Source organism: Polynucleobacter sp. MWH-P3-07-1 (assembly GCF_018687555.1).
In the GTDB taxonomy this organism is placed as follows: Bacteria; Pseudomonadota; Gammaproteobacteria; order Burkholderiales; family Burkholderiaceae; genus Polynucleobacter.
In genome coordinates, this window is sequence record NZ_CP061296.1 from 52182 (window position 1) to 69126 (window position 16945).

At 46.1% G+C, this 16945-nt stretch carries 30 protein-coding genes; all 30 read left to right on the top strand.

Going from position 1 to position 16945, the window contains the following annotated elements; all coding sequences use genetic code 11:
* Window positions 1-76: 76 nt before the first annotated feature.
* Window positions 77-547: a 30S ribosomal protein S7 gene (gene rpsG, locus ICU98_RS00275; protein ID WP_011901897.1), complete on the top strand. Its 471-nt coding sequence runs from the start codon at window positions 77-79 to the stop codon at window positions 545-547.
* Between the two features lie 27 nt (window positions 548-574).
* Window positions 575-2677, top strand: coding sequence for an elongation factor G (fusA, locus tag ICU98_RS00280; RefSeq protein ID WP_215336683.1), 2103 nt, complete (start codon window positions 575-577; stop codon window positions 2675-2677).
* Window positions 2678-2726: 49 nt separating this feature from the next.
* On the top strand, window positions 2727-3917 hold the full coding sequence (gene tuf / locus ICU98_RS00285) for an elongation factor Tu (protein WP_215336684.1): 1191 nt from the start codon (window positions 2727-2729) through the stop codon (window positions 3915-3917).
* Window positions 3918-4033: 116 nt separating this feature from the next.
* Window positions 4034-4345 (top strand): 30S ribosomal protein S10, encoded by a 312-nt coding sequence (gene rpsJ, locus ICU98_RS00290; RefSeq protein ID WP_011901899.1) that lies wholly within the window; start codon window positions 4034-4036, stop codon window positions 4343-4345.
* 195 nt (window positions 4346-4540) lie between these two features.
* Window positions 4541-5197, top strand: a complete 657-nt coding sequence (gene rplC / locus ICU98_RS00295; RefSeq protein WP_215337023.1) for a 50S ribosomal protein L3 — start codon at window positions 4541-4543, stop codon at window positions 5195-5197.
* Between the two features lie 11 nt (window positions 5198-5208).
* Window positions 5209-5829: a 50S ribosomal protein L4 gene (rplD, locus tag ICU98_RS00300; RefSeq protein WP_215336686.1), complete on the top strand. Its 621-nt coding sequence runs from the start codon at window positions 5209-5211 to the stop codon at window positions 5827-5829.
* On the top strand, window positions 5826-6140 hold the full coding sequence (gene rplW / locus ICU98_RS00305; protein ID WP_068947693.1) for a 50S ribosomal protein L23: 315 nt from the start codon (window positions 5826-5828) through the stop codon (window positions 6138-6140). The genes rplD and rplW overlap by 4 nt, the downstream gene beginning before the upstream one ends.
* A gap of 2 nt (window positions 6141-6142) precedes the next feature.
* Window positions 6143-6973: a 50S ribosomal protein L2 gene (gene rplB / locus ICU98_RS00310; protein WP_112202594.1), complete on the top strand. Its 831-nt coding sequence runs from the start codon at window positions 6143-6145 to the stop codon at window positions 6971-6973.
* 19 nt (window positions 6974-6992) lie between these two features.
* Entirely contained in the window at window positions 6993-7271 is a 279-nt protein-coding gene (gene rpsS, locus ICU98_RS00315) for a 30S ribosomal protein S19 (protein WP_087908800.1), read from the top strand.
* Between the two features lie 10 nt (window positions 7272-7281).
* On the top strand, window positions 7282-7611 hold the full coding sequence (gene rplV / locus ICU98_RS00320) for a 50S ribosomal protein L22 (protein WP_112202596.1): 330 nt from the start codon (window positions 7282-7284) through the stop codon (window positions 7609-7611).
* Window positions 7612-7619: 8 nt separating this feature from the next.
* A complete protein-coding gene (gene rpsC, locus ICU98_RS00325) occupies window positions 7620-8444 on the top strand; it encodes a 30S ribosomal protein S3 (protein WP_215336688.1) in 825 nt (274 codons plus the stop codon).
* A gap of 2 nt (window positions 8445-8446) precedes the next feature.
* A complete protein-coding gene (gene rplP, locus ICU98_RS00330; RefSeq protein ID WP_100379479.1) occupies window positions 8447-8860 on the top strand; it encodes a 50S ribosomal protein L16 in 414 nt (137 codons plus the stop codon).
* Window positions 8861-8874: 14 nt separating this feature from the next.
* Window positions 8875-9069, top strand: coding sequence for a 50S ribosomal protein L29 (gene rpmC, locus ICU98_RS00335; protein WP_215336690.1), 195 nt, complete (start codon window positions 8875-8877; stop codon window positions 9067-9069).
* 12 nt (window positions 9070-9081) lie between these two features.
* Window positions 9082-9351, top strand: coding sequence for a 30S ribosomal protein S17 (rpsQ, locus tag ICU98_RS00340; protein ID WP_215336692.1), 270 nt, complete (start codon window positions 9082-9084; stop codon window positions 9349-9351).
* A gap of 189 nt (window positions 9352-9540) precedes the next feature.
* Window positions 9541-9909, top strand: a complete 369-nt coding sequence (gene rplN, locus ICU98_RS00345; protein ID WP_112202603.1) for a 50S ribosomal protein L14 — start codon at window positions 9541-9543, stop codon at window positions 9907-9909.
* A gap of 9 nt (window positions 9910-9918) precedes the next feature.
* Entirely contained in the window at window positions 9919-10227 is a 309-nt protein-coding gene (gene rplX / locus ICU98_RS00350) for a 50S ribosomal protein L24 (RefSeq protein ID WP_215352213.1), read from the top strand.
* A 16-nt stretch (window positions 10228-10243) separates the two neighbouring features.
* Window positions 10244-10786, top strand: a complete 543-nt coding sequence (gene rplE / locus ICU98_RS00355; RefSeq protein WP_112202607.1) for a 50S ribosomal protein L5 — start codon at window positions 10244-10246, stop codon at window positions 10784-10786.
* A gap of 9 nt (window positions 10787-10795) precedes the next feature.
* Complete coding sequence (gene rpsN / locus ICU98_RS00360) at window positions 10796-11101, top strand: 30S ribosomal protein S14 (RefSeq protein WP_071464445.1); 306 nt, start codon at window positions 10796-10798, stop codon at window positions 11099-11101.
* 25 nt (window positions 11102-11126) lie between these two features.
* On the top strand, window positions 11127-11522 hold the full coding sequence (gene rpsH, locus ICU98_RS00365) for a 30S ribosomal protein S8 (RefSeq protein ID WP_215336694.1): 396 nt from the start codon (window positions 11127-11129) through the stop codon (window positions 11520-11522).
* Window positions 11523-11532: 10 nt separating this feature from the next.
* Window positions 11533-12066 carry a 50S ribosomal protein L6 gene (rplF, locus tag ICU98_RS00370; RefSeq protein ID WP_215336696.1) on the top strand — a complete coding sequence of 178 codons (534 nt, stop codon included), beginning with the start codon at window positions 11533-11535 and terminating at the stop codon, window positions 12064-12066.
* 13 nt (window positions 12067-12079) lie between these two features.
* A complete protein-coding gene (rplR, locus tag ICU98_RS00375) occupies window positions 12080-12433 on the top strand; it encodes a 50S ribosomal protein L18 (RefSeq protein ID WP_112202613.1) in 354 nt (117 codons plus the stop codon).
* A 22-nt stretch (window positions 12434-12455) separates the two neighbouring features.
* Window positions 12456-12974 (top strand): 30S ribosomal protein S5, encoded by a 519-nt coding sequence (gene rpsE, locus ICU98_RS00380; protein ID WP_112202615.1) that lies wholly within the window; start codon window positions 12456-12458, stop codon window positions 12972-12974.
* 23 nt (window positions 12975-12997) lie between these two features.
* Window positions 12998-13189, top strand: coding sequence for a 50S ribosomal protein L30 (rpmD, locus tag ICU98_RS00385; RefSeq protein ID WP_215336698.1), 192 nt, complete (start codon window positions 12998-13000; stop codon window positions 13187-13189).
* 24 nt (window positions 13190-13213) lie between these two features.
* Window positions 13214-13654: a 50S ribosomal protein L15 gene (gene rplO / locus ICU98_RS00390; protein WP_215336700.1), complete on the top strand. Its 441-nt coding sequence runs from the start codon at window positions 13214-13216 to the stop codon at window positions 13652-13654.
* Between the two features lie 17 nt (window positions 13655-13671).
* Window positions 13672-15009, top strand: coding sequence for a preprotein translocase subunit SecY (gene secY / locus ICU98_RS00395; RefSeq protein ID WP_215336702.1), 1338 nt, complete (start codon window positions 13672-13674; stop codon window positions 15007-15009).
* Between the two features lie 4 nt (window positions 15010-15013).
* On the top strand, window positions 15014-15232 hold the full coding sequence (gene infA, locus ICU98_RS00400; protein ID WP_112202623.1) for a translation initiation factor IF-1: 219 nt from the start codon (window positions 15014-15016) through the stop codon (window positions 15230-15232).
* 34 nt (window positions 15233-15266) lie between these two features.
* Window positions 15267-15383, top strand: a complete 117-nt coding sequence (rpmJ, locus tag ICU98_RS00405; RefSeq protein WP_012357167.1) for a 50S ribosomal protein L36 — start codon at window positions 15267-15269, stop codon at window positions 15381-15383.
* Between the two features lie 24 nt (window positions 15384-15407).
* The gene (rpsM, locus tag ICU98_RS00410; protein WP_215336703.1) at window positions 15408-15773 is read left to right on the top strand and encodes a 30S ribosomal protein S13; all 366 of its coding nucleotides are present in this window, start codon (window positions 15408-15410) and stop codon (window positions 15771-15773) included.
* Window positions 15774-15791: 18 nt separating this feature from the next.
* A complete protein-coding gene (gene rpsK / locus ICU98_RS00415; protein WP_215336705.1) occupies window positions 15792-16199 on the top strand; it encodes a 30S ribosomal protein S11 in 408 nt (135 codons plus the stop codon).
* Between the two features lie 113 nt (window positions 16200-16312).
* Window positions 16313-16936 (top strand): 30S ribosomal protein S4, encoded by a 624-nt coding sequence (gene rpsD / locus ICU98_RS00420; RefSeq protein ID WP_215336707.1) that lies wholly within the window; start codon window positions 16313-16315, stop codon window positions 16934-16936.
* Window positions 16937-16945: the final 9 nt, after the last annotated feature.

Genomic DNA, 16945 nt, shown 5'->3' on the forward strand with positions numbered 1-16945 from the left:
ATTGTTTTCTAAATAGTAGGGCAACTGGAGCGGGCAATTAATTTTGGTTGCCCCCAACTGAACTGAAGGAGTTGTTATGCCACGTCGTCGTGAAGTTCCCAAACGGGAAATCTTGCCTGATCCAAAATTCGGCAATGTAGAAGTCGCTAAATTCATGAACGTCCTCATGTTGGACGGCAAGAAATCGGTTGCAGAGCGTATCGTTTACGGTGCCTTTGATCATATCGAGAAAAAAGCAAACAAAGAACCACTCGAGATTTTTTCAACAGCCATGGGTAATGTAAAGCCAATGGTTGAGGTGAAGAGCCGCCGTGTTGGTGGCGCTAACTATCAAGTTCCTGTGGAAGTTCGTCCATCACGCCGTTCTGCTCTGGCAATGCGCTGGGTGCGCGAAGCCGCTAAAAAGCGCGGTGAAAAATCGATGGCGCAACGTTTGGCTAACGAATTATTAGAAGCTGCTGAAGGTCGTGGCGGCGCAATGAAGAAGCGTGAAGAAGTTCACCGTATGGCGGAAGCTAATAAAGCTTTCTCACATTTCCGTTTCTAACCCATTAGTAAAGAAAAGGCATAAACAGTGGCACGCAAAACCCCCATCGACAGATATCGCAATATTGGTATTTCAGCGCACATTGACGCAGGTAAAACCACAACTACAGAACGTGTTTTGTTCTATACCGGTGTTAATCACAAAATTGGTGAAGTGCATGATGGCGCAGCTACCATGGACTGGATGGAGCAAGAGCAAGAGCGTGGTATCACGATTACTTCTGCTGCTACCACCACTTTCTGGAAGGGCATGGCGGGCAATATGCCCGAGCACCGTATCAACATTATTGATACCCCAGGACACGTAGACTTCACGATTGAAGTTGAGCGTTCCATGCGTGTTCTCGATGGCGCATGTATGGTGTATTGCGCTGTGGGTGGTGTACAGCCTCAATCTGAAACTGTTTGGCGTCAAGCAAACAAGTATCAGGTGCCACGTTTAGCTTTCGTAAACAAGATGGACCGTACTGGTGCGAATTTCTTCAAGGTCTACGACCAAATGAAGGCTCGTCTCAAAGCAAATCCAATCTTGATTCAAATTCCTATCGGTGCAGAAGAAAACTTCAAGGGCGTGATTGACTTGGTGAAAATGAAAGCTGTCTATTGGGACGAAGCTTCACAAGGCACCAAGTTCACATACGAAGATATCCCTGCAGAATTGCAAGCTTCCGCTGAAGAATGGCGTGAGAAGATGCTCGAAGCGGCTGCCGAAAGCTCCGAAGAGTTGATGGAAAAGTATCTCGGTGGCGAAGGTCTGACTGAAGAAGAAATCAAAGGCGCATTGCGTCAGCGTACTATTGCTAATGAAATCGTTCCAATGTTGTGTGGAACTGCATTTAAGAACAAGGGCGTTCAGGCAATGTTGGATGCAGTAGTTGAATTGCTGCCATCCCCATTAGATGTTCCACCAGTTCCATGTGAATTGGAAGACGGCACACCTGCAACTCGCGAAGCATCTGATAGCGCAAAGTTTTCTGCATTGGCATTTAAGATCATGACCGACCCATTCGTTGGTCAGCTTATCTTCTTCCGTGTTTATTCAGGCGTAATGAAGTCGGGCGACACAATCTATAACCCAATCAAGGGTAAAAAAGAGCGCGTTGGTCGTTTGTTGCAGATGCATGCAAACCAACGTGAAGAAATCAAAGAAGTGTATGCCGGCGATATTGCTGCAGCAGTTGGTCTAAAAGACGCAACTACAGGTGAAACATTGTGCGATCCAGATAGCATTGTGATCTTGGAGCGCATGGTATTCCCTGAGCCAGTGATCTCACAGGCAGTTGAGCCAAAGACGAAGGCTGACCAAGAAAAAATGGGTCTTGCTTTGAATCGCTTGGCGCAAGAAGATCCTTCTTTCCGCGTGAAGACAGATGAAGAATCAGGCCAAACGATTATTTCTGGAATGGGCGAGCTCCACTTAGAAATTTTGGTTGACCGCATGAAGCGTGAATTCGGTGTTGAAGCAACTGTTGGTAAGCCACAAGTTGCATACCGCGAAACCATCCGTAAGGTTTGCGAAGAGATCGAAGGTAAATTTGTTAAGCAGTCCGGTGGTCGTGGTCAGTATGGTCACGTGGTATTGAAACTTGAGCCCCAAGCACCAGGCAAAGGCTTTGAATTCGTTGACGCTATTAAGGGCGGTGTGGTTCCACGTGAATACATTCCTGCAGTAGAAAAAGGCATCATTGAAACATTGAACTCCGGTATCTTGGCTGGCTATCCAGTAGTTGATATCAAAGCAACATTGTTCTTTGGTTCATACCATGATGTTGACTCGAACGAAAACGCATTTAAGATGGCTGGCTCGATGGCATTCAAAGACGGTATGCGTAAAGCAGCCCCAGTCTTACTCGAGCCAATGATGGCTGTTGAAGTTGAAACACCAGAAGATTTCATGGGCAACGTAATGGGTGACCTCTCATCACGTCGCGGTATTTTGCAAGGTATGGATGACATTCCAGGCGGCGGTAAGATTGTTCGCGCTGAAGTGCCATTGGCAGAGATGTTTGGTTACTCAACCGGCTTGCGCTCGTTGACCCAAGGTCGTGCTACTTACACCATGGAATTTAAGCACTATTCCGAAGCACCTAAGAACGTTGCTGAAGCAGTCATGGCTGCTAAAGCGAAGTAATTTATCCACATTAATTTTGAATATTGACTAGCTAAGAAGGCAGACAAAAATGGCAAAAGAAAAATTTGAGCGGACAAAACCGCACGTAAACGTAGGCACTATTGGTCACGTTGACCACGGTAAAACTACTTTGACAGCAGCAATTGCAACCGTGCTTTCTAAGCAATTCGGTGGCGAAGCAAAAGCATACGATCAGATCGATGCTGCTCCTGAAGAAAAGGCCCGTGGTATTACGATTAATACTGCGCACGTTGAGTATGAGACTGCAAATCGTCACTACGCTCACGTTGATTGCCCAGGACACGCTGACTACGTTAAGAACATGATTACTGGCGCTGCCCAAATGGACGGCGCAATTTTGGTTTGCTCTGCAGCTGACGGCCCAATGCCACAAACCCGTGAGCACATCCTCTTGGCACGCCAAGTAGGTGTTCCTTACATCGTCGTGTTCTTGAACAAGTGCGACATGGTTGATGATGCTGAGTTGTTAGAGCTCGTCGAGATGGAAGTGCGCGAACTGTTATCTAAGTACAACTTCCCTGGCGATGACACACCGATCATCCATGGTTCTGCTAAGTTAGCCCTTGAAGGCGACGAAGGTCCATTGGGTAAAGAAGCCATCATGAAATTGGCTGAAGCTTTAGATACTTATATTCCTACTCCAGAGCGCGCAGTTGACGGTGCGTTCTTGATGCCAGTAGAAGATGTGTTCTCCATCTCTGGTCGCGGTACTGTAGTGACTGGTCGTATTGAGCGCGGTATTGTTAAGGTTGGCGAAGAGATCGAAATCATCGGTATTAAGCCAACCCTCAAAACTACCTGTACTGGTGTAGAGATGTTCCGTAAATTGCTCGACCAAGGTCAAGCAGGCGATAACGTCGGTATTTTGCTCCGCGGTACAAAGCGTGAAGAAGTTGAGCGCGGCCAAGTATTGGCTAAGCCAGGTTCAATCACCCCACATACTCACTTTACAGCCGAGGTTTATATCTTGGGTAAAGATGAAGGTGGTCGTCATACTCCGTTCTTTAACAACTATCGTCCCCAGTTTTACTTCCGTACTACGGACGTAACAGGTTCTATCGAGTTGCCAAAAGACAAAGAGATGGTCATGCCTGGCGATAACGTCACCATTACCGTCAAACTCATCGCGCCAATTGCGATGGAAGAAGGTTTGCGTTTTGCGATCCGTGAAGGTGGCCGCACTGTTGGCGCCGGAGTGGTTGCAAAGATTTTGGCTTAAGTAGTTAGTTTTTATTTAGGTTTAGCGTTTTGCTAACCGGTGACATCTGTGCTGCAGATGTCACCCGCTCTTTAGATTGATAACGCGGCAGCACCGCACTGTTCTTTGGAATTAATATGCAAAACCAGAAAATTCGTATTCGTCTCAAAGCATTTGACTATCGTTTAATTGATCAGTCAGCGGCTGAAATTGTCGATACAGCCAAGCGTACAGGCGCTGTTGTTAAGGGTCCAGTACCTTTGCCTACTCGTATCGAGCGTTTTGACATCTTGCGTTCCCCACACGTGAACAAGACTTCACGTGATCAGTTGGAGATTCGTACCCATTTGCGTTTAATGGATATCGTTGATCCAACCGAAAAAACGGTAGATGCATTGATGAAATTAGACCTCCCAGCTGGTGTGGATGTCGAAATTAAGCTGCAATAAAAGTTATTTTGGCCTTTAAGCTTGTCAAGGTTAGTTTTTCGAGATAGAATCTAAGGCTTCGCTAAATTATTTGGCGATTTTATTGGTTTTATCAGCATCAAAATTGTTGTAAGTTACTGATTTAGAAGTATTTTTACTTGTAAATCACCTAAATTAAATTTTGCCGACCAATCGAAGTCGGCGTGGAGCATGAATATGAGCTTAGGCTTAATCGGCCGCAAGGTCGGCATGACCCGTCTATTTACGGACGAAGGGGATTCTATCCCTGTAACCGTAATCGACGTGAGCGATAACAGAATCGCTCAAATCAAAACCCAGGCAACTGATGGCTATGATGCTATCCAGTTGGCTCATGGCACACGTAGAGCTACTCGCGTTACTAAAGCAATGGCAGGACATTTTGCAAAAGCAGGTGTCATGGCTGGTAACGGGCTCAACGAATTTCCATTAGATGCAGCAAAAATTGCAGAAATGACCCCAGGACAAGTTATTCCTGCGGAAGCTGCATTTACTGCTGGCCAAAAAGTTGACGTGCAGGGCGTATCGATCGGTAAAGGTTACGCTGGTACGATCAAGCGCTATCACTTTGCTTCTGGTCGTGCTTCCCACGGTAACTCACGTTCACATAACGTTCCAGGATCCATTGGTATGGCGCAAGATCCAGGTCGTGTTTTCCCTGGTAAGCGTATGACCGGTCACTTGGGTGATGTCACCCGTACCGTACAAAATTTAGTTATCGCACGCATTGATGCAGAACGTAATCTCATCATGGTTAAAGGCGCTATTCCAGGCGCTCCAGGCGGTAAGGTCATTGTTACTCCAGCGGTGAAAACACCGTTGAAGAAGAAATAAGGAGAGCGAATATGGAACTCAAGCTACTCCAAGATAACGGAACTTTAGGTGCAGGCATCCAAGCTTCACCAGAGGTATTCGAGCGCGAATATAACGAAGCATTGGTACACCAAGTTGTTGTGGCTTACCAAGCAAATGCTCGTAGTGGTAACCGCGCACAAAAAGACCGTGAGCAAGTTAAGCACACTACCAAAAAACCTTGGCGTCAAAAAGGTACTGGTCGTGCGCGTGCTGGTATGAGCTCTTCCCCGCTGTGGCGTGGAGGTGGTCGCATATTCCCAAATTCTCCTGAAGAGAATTTCAGCCAAAAAGTAAACAAGAAAATGTATCGCGCTGGTATGAGATCGATTTTGTCTCAGTTAGCCCGCGAAGGTCGTTTGAACGTGGTTGATCAATTTAGCCTTGACGCACCTAAGACCAAAGAGTTGGCTGACAAAGTCAAAGCAATGGGTTTGGACTCAGTGTTAATCATCGTTGATCAAGTTAGCGAGAATTTGTACTTGGCATCACGCAACTTGCATAAGGTTGCGATTGTCGAGCCACAGCACGCTGATCCATTAGCTTTAGTTCAGTACAAAAAAGTATTGGTGAGTAAAGCTGCGATCGCAAAAATTGAGGAGTTGCTGAAATGAGCCAAGTCCGTAAAAACGATCACAATTTAATGAAGGTGCTGCTTGGCCCCGTTATCTCTGAAAAAGCCACTATGGTTGCAGAGAAAAACGAGCAAGTAGTTTTCCAAGTAGCTCGCGACGCAAATAAGAGCGATGTAAAACAAGCGGTTGAATTGCTCTTCAAAGTGCAAGTTGACTCAGTTCAAATCGTGAATCAAAAAGGTAAGCCAAAGCGCTATGGCCGTTTTGAAGGTCGTCGTGACCATACTAAGAAGGCCTATGTGAATTTAAAACCAGGTCAAGAAATTAACTTTGAAGCGGAGGCGAACTAATCATGCCTTTGATGAAAACAAAACCGACCTCACCAGGTCGTCGCTCAATGGTCAAGGTGGTCAACCCTGATCTGCATAAAGGTAAACCTTTTGCAGCATTGGTGGAGCCACAGTTCCAAAAAGCAGGCCGTAACAATAATGGCCACATTACTACTCGCCATAAGGGTGGTGGTCATAAGCACCACTATCGTATGGTTGATTTCAAGCGCAATGACAAGGATGGGATTCCAGCAAAAGTTGAGCGTTTGGAATACGATCCAAACCGCAGTGCCAATATTGCTCTGATCGTGTTTGCTGACGGCGAGCGTCGTTATATTTTGGCCGCTAAGGGAATGACTGTTGGTCAACAGATCCAAAATGGTTCTGAAGCGCCGATTAAGTCAGGAAACAATTTACCAATTCGTAATATTCCTGTTGGTAGCACCATTCACTGTGTAGAAATGTTGCCAGGTAAAGGCGCGCAGATTGCTCGCTCTGCTGGTGGTTCTGCAGTTCTATTGGCTCGCGAAGGTGTTTACGCTCAGGTGCGCTTGCGCTCCGGTGAAGTCCGTCGTGTGTTGATTGAGTGCCGTGCCACTATCGGCGAAGTTGGCAATGAAGAGCACAGCTTGCGTCAAATTGGTAAAGCTGGTGCAAATCGCTGGCGTGGTATTCGTCCAACCGTTCGCGGTGTGGCAATGAACCCAGTAGATCACCCACATGGTGGTGGTGAAGGTAAAACTGGCGAAGGCCGTGTACCTGTCTCTCCATGGGGCACACCAACCAAAGGTTATCGCACACGTCGCAATAAGCGCACAACTTCGATGATCGTTCAACGTCGTCAAAAACGTTAAGCGACAAGGATAAATAGATATGACACGTTCAGCTAAAAAAGGCCCATTCTGCGACGCCAGCTTAGTAAAAAAAGTTGAAGTTGCACAGGCTAACAAAGACAAGAAGCCGATCAAGACTTGGTCGCGCCGTTCAACAATTCTGCCAGACTTTATTGGTCTGACAATTGCTGTACATAACGGTCGCCAACACGTTCCGGTTTATGTATCAGAAAACATGGTGGGTCATAAGTTAGGCGAATTTGCCTTGACCCGTACTTTCAAAGGTCACGCTGCTGACAAGAAAGTTGTGAAGAAGTAAGGGGATGATGATGGAAGTTAAAGCAATTCACCGCGGTGCCCGCATTTCTGCGCAAAAGACACGATTGGTCGCTGACCAGATTCGTGGTTTGCCAATTGCGCGCGCTATGAACATTTTGAATTTCAGCCCCAAAAAAGCTGCTTTCATTGTGAAAAAAGTAGTTGAGTCTGCACTCGCTAACGCTGAGCACAACAAAGGCGCTGATATTGATGAACTCAAAGTGTCAGCAGTCATTGTTGACAAGGGAACATCCTTGAAGCGTTTTACCGCTCGCGCTAAAGGCCGTGGCAATCAAATTGAAAAACAAACATGTCACATTAGCGTGACCCTGAGTAAGTAAGGAAAGATATGGGCCAAAAGATAAACCCCACCGGATTCCGCCTCTCGGTAACGAAGAATTGGACATCACGTTGGTACGCAAACAATACTGATTTTGCAAAGATGCTGAAAGAGGACGTCGATGTCCGTAGCTATTTGAAAAAGAAGTTGAAAAATGCATCAGTAAGCAAAGTAGTGATTGAGCGCCCTGCAAAGAATGCACGCATCACTATTTACAGCTCGCGTCCTGGTGTTGTGATTGGCAAGAAAGGCGAAGATATTGAAGTTCTCCGCCGTGAGTTACAAAAGCGTATGGGTGTTCCAGTCCACGTGAATATCGAAGAAATTCGCAAGCCTGAAGTAGATGCGCAGTTAATTGCTGATTCCATTACTCAGCAGCTCGAGAAACGCATTATGTTCCGTCGCGCAATGAAGCGTGCCATGCAAAGTGCAATGCGCTTGGGTGCTCAAGGTATCAAGATCATGTCCTCCGGACGTTTGAATGGTGCTGAGATTGCTCGCCGCGAATGGTACCGTGAAGGTCGCGTTCCACTTCATACATTGAAGGCTGATATTGATTACGCAACTTCAGAAGCAGAAACCACATACGGCATCATCGGTGTAAAAGTATGGGTTTACAAAGGCGATACATTAGGTCGTGGTGCTGATGTTCAAGTTGCCGCACCTGCAGCCGAGCCTGCAGCTGAAGAAAAGAAAACCCGTCGTGCACCAAGCAAAACTGCAGCTCGCAAGCCTGCTGGTGAAGACAAGCCATTAGTTGCTGCTAAGCCAGCGGTCAAGCGCGTTCGTAAAGCGGTTGAACCTGCTGCTGATGCACAGAAGTCAGGAGAGTAAGCATGCTGCAACCAAAGCGTCGCAAGTATCGTAAAGAACAAAAAGGTCGTAACACCGGCGTGGCAACACGCGGTAGCTCAGTTGCATTCGGTGACTTTGGCTTAAAGGCCGTTGGTCGTGGTCGTTTGACTGCTCGCCAAATCGAATCCGCACGTCGCGCTATGACCCGTCACATTAAACGTGGTGGTCGTATCTGGATTCGTATTTTCCCAGATAAGCCAATTTCACAAAAACCTGCTGAAGTTCGTATGGGTAACGGTAAGGGCAATCCAGAGTACTACGTTGCAGAAATTCAACCAGGCAAGATTCTCTATGAGATGGATGGTGTAGATGAAACCTTGGCGCGCGAAGCGTTCAAGCTTGCTGCAGCTAAATTACCTTTACAAACCACATTCGTGATTCGTCACCTTGGTTGAGCGGGATAGATATTATGAAAAATAAAGAATTAGCTACTAAAGATCTGAATTCCTTGAATGCAGAATTGACTGAGCTTTTGAAGACCAACTTCAAGCTCCGTATGCAAAAAGGAACTCAGCAACTCACCAATACCAGTCAATTGGGTAAGACTAAACGCGATATCGCTCGCGTAAAGACTTTTATTACCCAAAAAACTGCTCAGAAATAAGGAAAAAGGGATATGACAGAATTATCTAAACCCTTGCGCCGCACCCTTGTGGGCCGTGTCGTTAGCGACAAAATGCAAAAAACCGTGACCGTTCTTGTTGAGCGCCAGGTCAAGCATCCCATCATTGGTAAATATGTTGGCCAATCCAAGAAATACCATGCTCATGATGAGGCTGGCACATACAAAATGGGTGATACCGTTGAAATTAGCGAATCTAAGCCAATTTCACGTACCAAATCTTGGGTAGTAACCCGTTTGGTAGAGTCCTCAAAGGGTATTTAAGAGAAATTATTAGGGATTTTGGCGAAATTCATTGCCAAAATCCTATTTTACGTAGTATGATAGAAGGCTTTTCGCGGTAATGCGTTAAGAAAAGCAGTGTTTTTCATTAATTCCGGGTCTTAGCTTTCGCTAGAACCCATAACGGAACCAAGACTGTTTGCCCTTTGGCTAATAAGTTGGGGATTAGAAATGATACAAACTGAAAGTAGATTGCAGGTTGCCGATAACACAGGCGCCAGTGAAGTTTTGTGCATCAAGGTATTGGGCGGCTCTAAGCGTCGTTACGCCAGTATCGGTGATGTCATCAAAGTCAGCGTGAAATCCGCTGCTCCACGTGGCCGTGTAAAAAAAGGTGACATTTATAACGCTGTAGTGGTGAGAACCGCTAAGGGTGTTCGTCGTCCAGATGGTTCATTGATTAAGTTTGATGAAAATGCTGCTGTATTGCTCAACGCTAAGTTAGAGCCGATTGGTACACGTATCTTTGGACCTGTTACGCGCGAACTGCGTACAGAGAAGTTCATGAAGATCGTTTCTCTCGCGCCCGAAGTTATTTAAGAGGCTGATATGAAAAAGATTCGTAAAGGTGATTCCGTAGTTGTTTTGACTGGCCGCGATAAAGGCAAGCAAGGAACAGTTACCGATGTACTCGAGAACAAATTGGTTGTCGAGGGCGTCAATATTTATAAAAAAGCGGTTAAGCCTAATCCTGCTGCTGGTGTTACCGGCGGAATGATTGATAAGACTATGCCCATTCATGTTTCGAATGTGGCATTGGTAGACGGTAATGGCAAAGCATCACGCGTTGGCATCAAATTAGTTGATGGCAAGAAACAGCGTTTCCTGAAAACTACTGGCGCAAGCTTGAGCGCATAAGGGATACGGAGAAATTATGAGCACACGTTTTCAAGAGCATTATCAAAAGCAAGTTGTTGCTGATTTGATGACCAAGTTTGGTTACAAGTCGATCATGGAAGTTCCACGCATCACCAAGGTAACCCTCAATATGGGCTTGGGCGAAGCTGTAAACGACAAAAAAGTTATCGAGAACGCAGTTGGTGACTTAACTAAAGTTGCAGGCCAAAAGCCAGTGGTAACTAAGGCTAAAAAAGCGATTGCTGGTTTCAAAATTCGTCAAGGCTACCCAATTGGTGCGATGGTGACATTGCGCGGTCAGCGTATGTACGAGTTTTTAGATCGCTTCGTTACTGTTGCATTGCCACGAGTTCGTGACTTCCGGGGTATCTCAGGTAAGGCATTTGATGGTCGTGGTAACTACAACATCGGCGTTAAAGAGCAAATTATTTTCCCTGAAATTGAGTACGACAAAATTGACGCACTCCGTGGTCTCAATATCAGTATTACGACAACCGCTAAATCAGACGAAGAAGCAAAAGCTTTGTTGGCGGCGTTCAAATTCCCTTTCCGCAATTAAGAGGCTAACGTGGCAAAACTATCCCTAATTGAGCGCGAAAACAAGCGCGCCAAAACTGTAGAGAAGTACGCTGCAAAGCGTGCTGAGCTCAAAGCAATCATTGCTGATCAGTCAAGAAGTGATGAAGAGCGCTATGAGGCTCGCTTGAAGTTGCAAGCGCTTCCACGCAACGCTAGCCCGATTCGTCAAAGAAATCGTTGTTCATTAACCGGTCGTCCACGTGGCACATTCCGTAAGTTTGGTTTGGCCCGTAGCAAGATTCGTGAAATCGCCTTCCGTGGCGAGATCCCTGGTTTAACCAAGGCCAGCTGGTAAGCGGCGAAAGAATTTAGGAGAACTCATGAGTATTAGCGATCCAATCGCCGACATGTTGACCCGGATCCGCAATGCGCAAGCAGTGCAGAAGCCCGTTGTCTTGATGCCGTCGTCAAAAGTTAAAGTAGCCATTGCAAAGGTTTTGCAGGATGAAGGCTATATCGATAGTTTTGAAATCAAAGGTGAGGCAGCTAAGCCAGTACTTCACATTGACCTCAAATACTACGCAGGCCGTCCTGTTATTGAGCGTATTGACCGTGTTTCTACACCAAGTCTTCGCATCTACAAGGGCCGTCACGACATTCCAGAAGTAATGAATGGTTTGGGCATTGCAATTATTTCAACCCCTCAAGGCGTAATGACTGACCGCAAAGCACGTGCAACTGGCGTGGGCGGCGAAGTTATTTGCTACGTAGCTTAAGGAGCGAAATATGTCCCGCGTAGGTAAATCACCAATTACAGTTCCTAAGGGCGCTGAAATCAGCATCAATGGTGCAAACATTACTGTTAAAGGCCCATTAGGCACTTTGACTCATAACTTGCATCCTTCAGTTGGTTTGAAACAAGAAGACGGCGTATTGACAGTTGTTTTAAATAATGACACACCAGAAGCTGGTGCACAGTCAGGTACAGCCCGTGCTTTGGTTAACAACATGGTTGTTGGCGTTACTTCTGGCTTTGAGCGCAAGCTCAGCTTAGTAGGCGTTGGTTACCGTGCTGCTGCTCAAGGTGAAACATTGAAGTTGCAGTTGGGTTTCTCACACGACATCATTTACAACCTGCCAAAAGGTGTAAAGGCCGAGACCCCATCCCAAACTGAAATCATTATTAAAGGCGCCAGCAAGCAACAAGTTGGCCAGGTCGCAGCTGAAGTTCGTGCATATCGTTCGCCAGAGCCTTACAAAGGTAAGGGTGTTCGTTATGTTGATGAAGTTGTGCATCTCAAAGAAACCAAGAAGAAGTAAGCGAGATTAGAAAATGAATAAAGACGAATCCAGACAAAGACGTGCTCGGCAGACTCGTATTCGCATTGCCGAAGCATTGGCCAATCGCTTAACAGTTATTCGTAGCAATACGCATATTTCTGCACAGGTTTACAGCCCATGTGGAACTAAAGTGCTTGCTGCTGCTTCAACGATGGAAAAAGAGCTGCGCCAAGCAATTAAGAATGGTGGCAACGCAGCCGCTGCTCAGCAAATCGGCAAATTAATTGCTGAACGTGCTGTTAAGGCGGGTGTTGTAGATGTTGCATTTGATCGTTCTGGTCACCGTTATCACGGCCGTATTAAGGCCTTAGCTGAAGCTGCGCGTGAAGCCGGCCTGAAGTTCTAATAGATTGGTTTAGGAAAAAAACATGGCAAAAATGCAAACCAAAATGCAAAACGAAGAGCGTGATGATGGTCTTCGCGAGAAGATGATCGCTGTCAATCGCGTAACTAAAGTGGTTAAAGGTGGCCGTATTCTTGGCTTCGCCGCACTCACTGTAGTTGGCGATGGCGATGGTCGCATCGGCATGGGTAAAGGCAAGTCAAAAGAAGTTCCAGTGGCTGTTCAAAAAGCGATGGATGAAGCACGTCGCAAAATGATCAAGGTTCCATTGCGTAAGGGCACCTTACAGCACTCAGTGATTGGTCAGCATGGTGCTTCACGTGTTTTGATTTCTCCTGCAAAAGACGGTACTGGCGTTATTGCTGGCGGTCCAATGCGCGCGATTTTTGATGTAATGGGCGTAACTAACGTGGTTGCTAAGTCACTCGGCTCAACCAACCCTTACAACATGGTTCGTGCAACGATTGACGGTTTAAGCAAGATGAGCACTCCTGCTGAAATCGCTGCTAAGCGCGGCAAGTCAGTAGAAGACATTCTGAGCTAAGACTCAAAGATTAGGAACTCCAAATGACAACATCAAACTCTAAAGTCAAACTGCAATTAGTGCGCAGCTTGATCGGTACACGCGAAAGCCATCGTGCAACCGTTCGTGGTTTAGGCCTCGGACGTATCAATTCAGTTTCTGAATTGGAAGATACGCCTGCTGTTCGCGGAATGATTAATAAAGTTTCTTACCTGGTCAAAGTTCTCGGTAACTGATCAGCAAGTAAATAGGCAAAGAATATGGAACTCAATACACTCAAACCCGCAGCTGGCTCCAAGAAAAACCGTCGTCGCGTAGGACGCGGCATCGGTTCAGGTCTTGGTAAAACCGCTGGTCGAGGTCATAAAGGTCAAAAATCGCGTTCAGGCGGTTTCCACAAGGTGGGCTTCGAAGGCGGTCAAATGCCAATGTATCGTCGTTTGCCAAAGCGTGGATTCGTATCCTTGACACGTCGTCACGTTGGTCAAATTACTTTGAATGACTTAGCAAGTATCAATTTGCCTGAGGTAGACCTCTTGGTTCTCAAGCAACATGGTTTTGCTGGTGAGCAGATCAATGCAGTTAAGGTAATTAAGACAGGTGAATTGAAAATTGCAGTGACTCTCAAAGGCATTACTGCAACTGCTGGCGCTAAAGCAGCTATCGAAGCAGCTGGTGGCAAGTTGGTAGAGCAGGCTTAATCGGTATCTAGTTGAATATGGCGATCTCATCTAACAATAGCACTGACACTGCACAATCCGGAGGCAAGTTTGGCGACCTACGTCGTCGCTTGGTATTCCTGATTTTGGCTTTGGTCGTCTATCGTTTGGGCGCTCATATTCCTGTACCAGGCATTGACCCTGATCAGCTAGGCCAATTATTTGCTGGCCAAAAAGATGGCATTTTGGGAATGTTTAATTTGTTCTCAGGCGGGGCCCTATCTCGCTTCACAGTTTTTGCTCTGGGAATCATGCCCTACATTTCTGCATCGATCATCATGCAGTTAATGACAATCGTTGTTCCATCTTTAGAGTCTTTGAAAAAAGAAGGCCAAGCTGGACAAAGAAAGATTACCCAGTACACCCGCTATGGGACTGTATTTTTAGCTATATTCCAAGCGATGGGAATTTCGGTTGCGCTCCAGGCTCAGCCAGGTTTGGTGATTAATCCCGGCATGATGTTTGAATTCAATACTGTAGTGACTTTAACTACTGGAACGATTTTCTTAATGTGGCTAGGTGAGCAGATTACTGAACGCGGTTTAGGTAATGGTATTTCTATCATTATTTTTGGTGGTATTGTTTCTGGCTTGCCAAATGCGCTCGCAAGCTTACTCGAGTTAGTTCGCACCGGCTCAATGAATATTCTTTCTGCTTTGATGATCGTTGTGATCGTCGCAGCGGTGACCTATTTCGTTGTATTCGTAGAGCGTGGTCAGCGTCGTATTTTGGTGAACTATGCCAAGCGTCAAGTTGGCAACAAGATCTACGGCGGCCAATCTTCTTATTTCCCATTGAAGTTAAATATGGCAGGCGTTATCCCTCCAATTTTTGCTTCATCGATTATTTTGTTCCCCGCGACCATTGCTGGCTGGTTTACTTCAGGCGAGCCAAAGAATGTCTTCAGTCGCATCATTAAAGATTTGGCTGCAACCCTTGCCCCAGGCCAGCCTGTGTACACAATTTTGTATGCTGCTGCGATCATTTTCTTCTGCTTCTTCTATACAGCTTTGGTATTTAATAGCCGCGAGACTGCAGATAACCTGAAGAAGAGTGGCGCATTTGTTCCCGGCATTCGTCCTGGCGATCAGACTGGTCGTTACATCGATAAGATCTTGGTGCGCTTAACCTTGGGCGGTGCAATTTACATGGTTTTGGTTTGCTTGTTACCAGAATTCTTGGTGTTGAAGTACAACGTGCCATTCTATTTTGGTGGTACTTCATTGTTGATTATTGTCGTTGTTGCTATGGACTTTATGGCTCAAGTGCAGTCATTCATCATGCAGCAGCAGTATGGATCTTTAATGAAAAAAGCTAACTTTAAGATGGGCGCCTAACTGAATGTCTAAAGACGATGTAATTCAGATGGCGGGTGAGATTGTTGAGAATTTGCCGAACGCAATGTTTCGCGTAAAGCTAGAAAACGGACATGTAGTTTTAGGCCACATTTCCGGAAAAATGCGGATGCATTACATCCGAATTTTGCCGGGAGATAAGGTGACGGTGGAGATGACTCCATACGACCTGACTAGGGCCAGAATTATTTTCCGGGCGAAGTAAAGATTAAGTAGTACCTATTTTTAAGAGGTGAGTTATGAAAGTTTTAGCATCCGTTAAGTGTATTTGCAGAAATTGCAAGATCATTAAGCGCAAGCGTGTTGTGCGTGTGATCTGCTCTTCAGATGCACGTCATAAGCAGCGTCAAGGCTGATCTGGTTAATTAAGAGGAAATCTCATGGCACGTATCGCTGGGGTAAACATCCCAAATCATCAACACACTGTCATCGGTTTGACAGCAATTTTCGGCATCGGTATGACCCGTGCGCGCAAGATTTGCCAAACTACTGGCGTGGCTATTGATAAAAAAGTTAAAGATCTCACCGACGGTGACTTGGAAAAGTTGCGCGATGAGGTAGGTAAGTTCATCACTGAGGGTGACCTACGTCGTGAAGTAACGATGAGCATCAAGCGTTTGATGGATTTGGGCTGCTATCGTGGCGTTCGCCATCGTAAAGGCTTGCCTGTTCGTGGACAACGTACTAAGACAAATGCGCGTACCCGCAAGGGCCCACGTAAGTCTGGTATTGCACTGAAGAAATAATCAAGAAAGTTTATCGAAATGGCTAAACAACAATCCGCATCTGCTGCATCACAACGTGTACGCAAGAAGGTTAAGAAAAACGTTGCTGATGGTATTGCACACGTTCACGCATCCTTTAATAACACCATTATTACGATCACTGATCGTCAAGGTAATGCGCTTTCATGGGCAACTTCTGGCGGCCAAGGCTTTAAAGGCTCACGTAAATCCACCCCATTTGCTGCTCAGGTAGCGGCTGAAGTGGCTGGTAAAGCTGCAGTCGAGTGTGGCATTAAGAATCTAGAAGTGCAGATCAAGGGTCCAGGCCCAGGTCGTGAATCTGCTGTTCGCGCATTGAATTCACTCGGTATCAAGATTACTGAGATTCAAGACGTAACACCAGTTCCACACAATGGTTGCCGCCCTCCAAAGCGTCGCCGTATTTAATTTGTTTTAGGTAGTCCAGTTTTATTTATTTTTTAATCAAGCCCACCGTTCATCTGAATTAAAGGGTGAACTCACCGCCGGTCGTAAGACTGCGGCAAAGAAAGGAAAGCATCGTGGCACGTTATTTAGGGCCTAAGGCCAAATTAGCACGTCGGGAAGGTACCGACTTATTTTTAAAGAGCGCACGTCGCGCCCTGTCAGACAAGTGCAAGCTAGACAGCAAGCCTGGTCAACATGGCCGTACCTCTGGTTCAAGAACATCAGACTACGGTAATCAATTGCGTGAAAAGCAAAAGGTTAAGCGTATCTACGGAGTTTTAGAGCGTCAGTTCCGTCGTTATTTCGCTGAAGCTGAGCGTCGTAAAGGCAATACTGGTGCGACATTGCTTCAGTTATTAGAGTCACGTCTTGATAACGTGGTTTATCGCATGGGCTTTGGCTCAACACGTGCTGAAGCACGTCAATTGGTGTCCCATTGCGCAGTTTTGCTCAATGGTAGCCCAGTGAATATTCCGTCTATTCAGGTTAAGCCAGGTGATGTTGTTGCAATTCGTGAAAAAGCGAAGAAGCAGACACGTATTACCGAGTCATTGAATTTGGTTCAGCAAACGACTGCAATCAGCTGGGTATCAGTTGATGCGGCAAAGCTGGAAGGGACGTTTAAGCAAGTGCCAGACCGCGAAGAAATTAGCGGTGATATTAATGAAAGTTTGATCGTCGAATTGTATTCACGTTAATTAGGCACT

Coding starts and splice junctions, on each gene's coding strand:
- rpsG (WP_011901897.1), top strand. CDS start 77: ATGCCACGTCGTCGTGAAGTTCCCAAACGGGAAATCTTGCCTGATCCA.
- tuf (WP_215336684.1), top strand. CDS start 2,727: ATGGCAAAAGAAAAATTTGAGCGGACAAAACCGCACGTAAACGTAGGC.
- rpsJ (WP_011901899.1), top strand. CDS start 4,034: ATGCAAAACCAGAAAATTCGTATTCGTCTCAAAGCATTTGACTATCGT.
- rplC (WP_215337023.1), top strand. CDS start 4,541: ATGAGCTTAGGCTTAATCGGCCGCAAGGTCGGCATGACCCGTCTATTT.
- rplD (WP_215336686.1), top strand. CDS start 5,209: ATGGAACTCAAGCTACTCCAAGATAACGGAACTTTAGGTGCAGGCATC.
- rplW (WP_068947693.1), top strand. CDS start 5,826: ATGAGCCAAGTCCGTAAAAACGATCACAATTTAATGAAGGTGCTGCTT.
- rplB (WP_112202594.1), top strand. CDS start 6,143: ATGCCTTTGATGAAAACAAAACCGACCTCACCAGGTCGTCGCTCAATG.
- rpsS (WP_087908800.1), top strand. CDS start 6,993: ATGACACGTTCAGCTAAAAAAGGCCCATTCTGCGACGCCAGCTTAGTA.
- rplV (WP_112202596.1), top strand. CDS start 7,282: ATGGAAGTTAAAGCAATTCACCGCGGTGCCCGCATTTCTGCGCAAAAG.
- rpsC (WP_215336688.1), top strand. CDS start 7,620: ATGGGCCAAAAGATAAACCCCACCGGATTCCGCCTCTCGGTAACGAAG.
- rplP (WP_100379479.1), top strand. CDS start 8,447: ATGCTGCAACCAAAGCGTCGCAAGTATCGTAAAGAACAAAAAGGTCGT.
- rpmC (WP_215336690.1), top strand. CDS start 8,875: ATGAAAAATAAAGAATTAGCTACTAAAGATCTGAATTCCTTGAATGCA.
- rpsQ (WP_215336692.1), top strand. CDS start 9,082: ATGACAGAATTATCTAAACCCTTGCGCCGCACCCTTGTGGGCCGTGTC.
- rplN (WP_112202603.1), top strand. CDS start 9,541: ATGATACAAACTGAAAGTAGATTGCAGGTTGCCGATAACACAGGCGCC.
- rplX (WP_215352213.1), top strand. CDS start 9,919: ATGAAAAAGATTCGTAAAGGTGATTCCGTAGTTGTTTTGACTGGCCGC.
- rplE (WP_112202607.1), top strand. CDS start 10,244: ATGAGCACACGTTTTCAAGAGCATTATCAAAAGCAAGTTGTTGCTGAT.
- rpsH (WP_215336694.1), top strand. CDS start 11,127: ATGAGTATTAGCGATCCAATCGCCGACATGTTGACCCGGATCCGCAAT.
- rplF (WP_215336696.1), top strand. CDS start 11,533: ATGTCCCGCGTAGGTAAATCACCAATTACAGTTCCTAAGGGCGCTGAA.
- rplR (WP_112202613.1), top strand. CDS start 12,080: ATGAATAAAGACGAATCCAGACAAAGACGTGCTCGGCAGACTCGTATT.
- rpsE (WP_112202615.1), top strand. CDS start 12,456: ATGGCAAAAATGCAAACCAAAATGCAAAACGAAGAGCGTGATGATGGT.
- rpmD (WP_215336698.1), top strand. CDS start 12,998: ATGACAACATCAAACTCTAAAGTCAAACTGCAATTAGTGCGCAGCTTG.
- rplO (WP_215336700.1), top strand. CDS start 13,214: ATGGAACTCAATACACTCAAACCCGCAGCTGGCTCCAAGAAAAACCGT.
- secY (WP_215336702.1), top strand. CDS start 13,672: ATGGCGATCTCATCTAACAATAGCACTGACACTGCACAATCCGGAGGC.
- infA (WP_112202623.1), top strand. CDS start 15,014: ATGTCTAAAGACGATGTAATTCAGATGGCGGGTGAGATTGTTGAGAAT.
- rpmJ (WP_012357167.1), top strand. CDS start 15,267: ATGAAAGTTTTAGCATCCGTTAAGTGTATTTGCAGAAATTGCAAGATC.
- rpsM (WP_215336703.1), top strand. CDS start 15,408: ATGGCACGTATCGCTGGGGTAAACATCCCAAATCATCAACACACTGTC.
- rpsK (WP_215336705.1), top strand. CDS start 15,792: ATGGCTAAACAACAATCCGCATCTGCTGCATCACAACGTGTACGCAAG.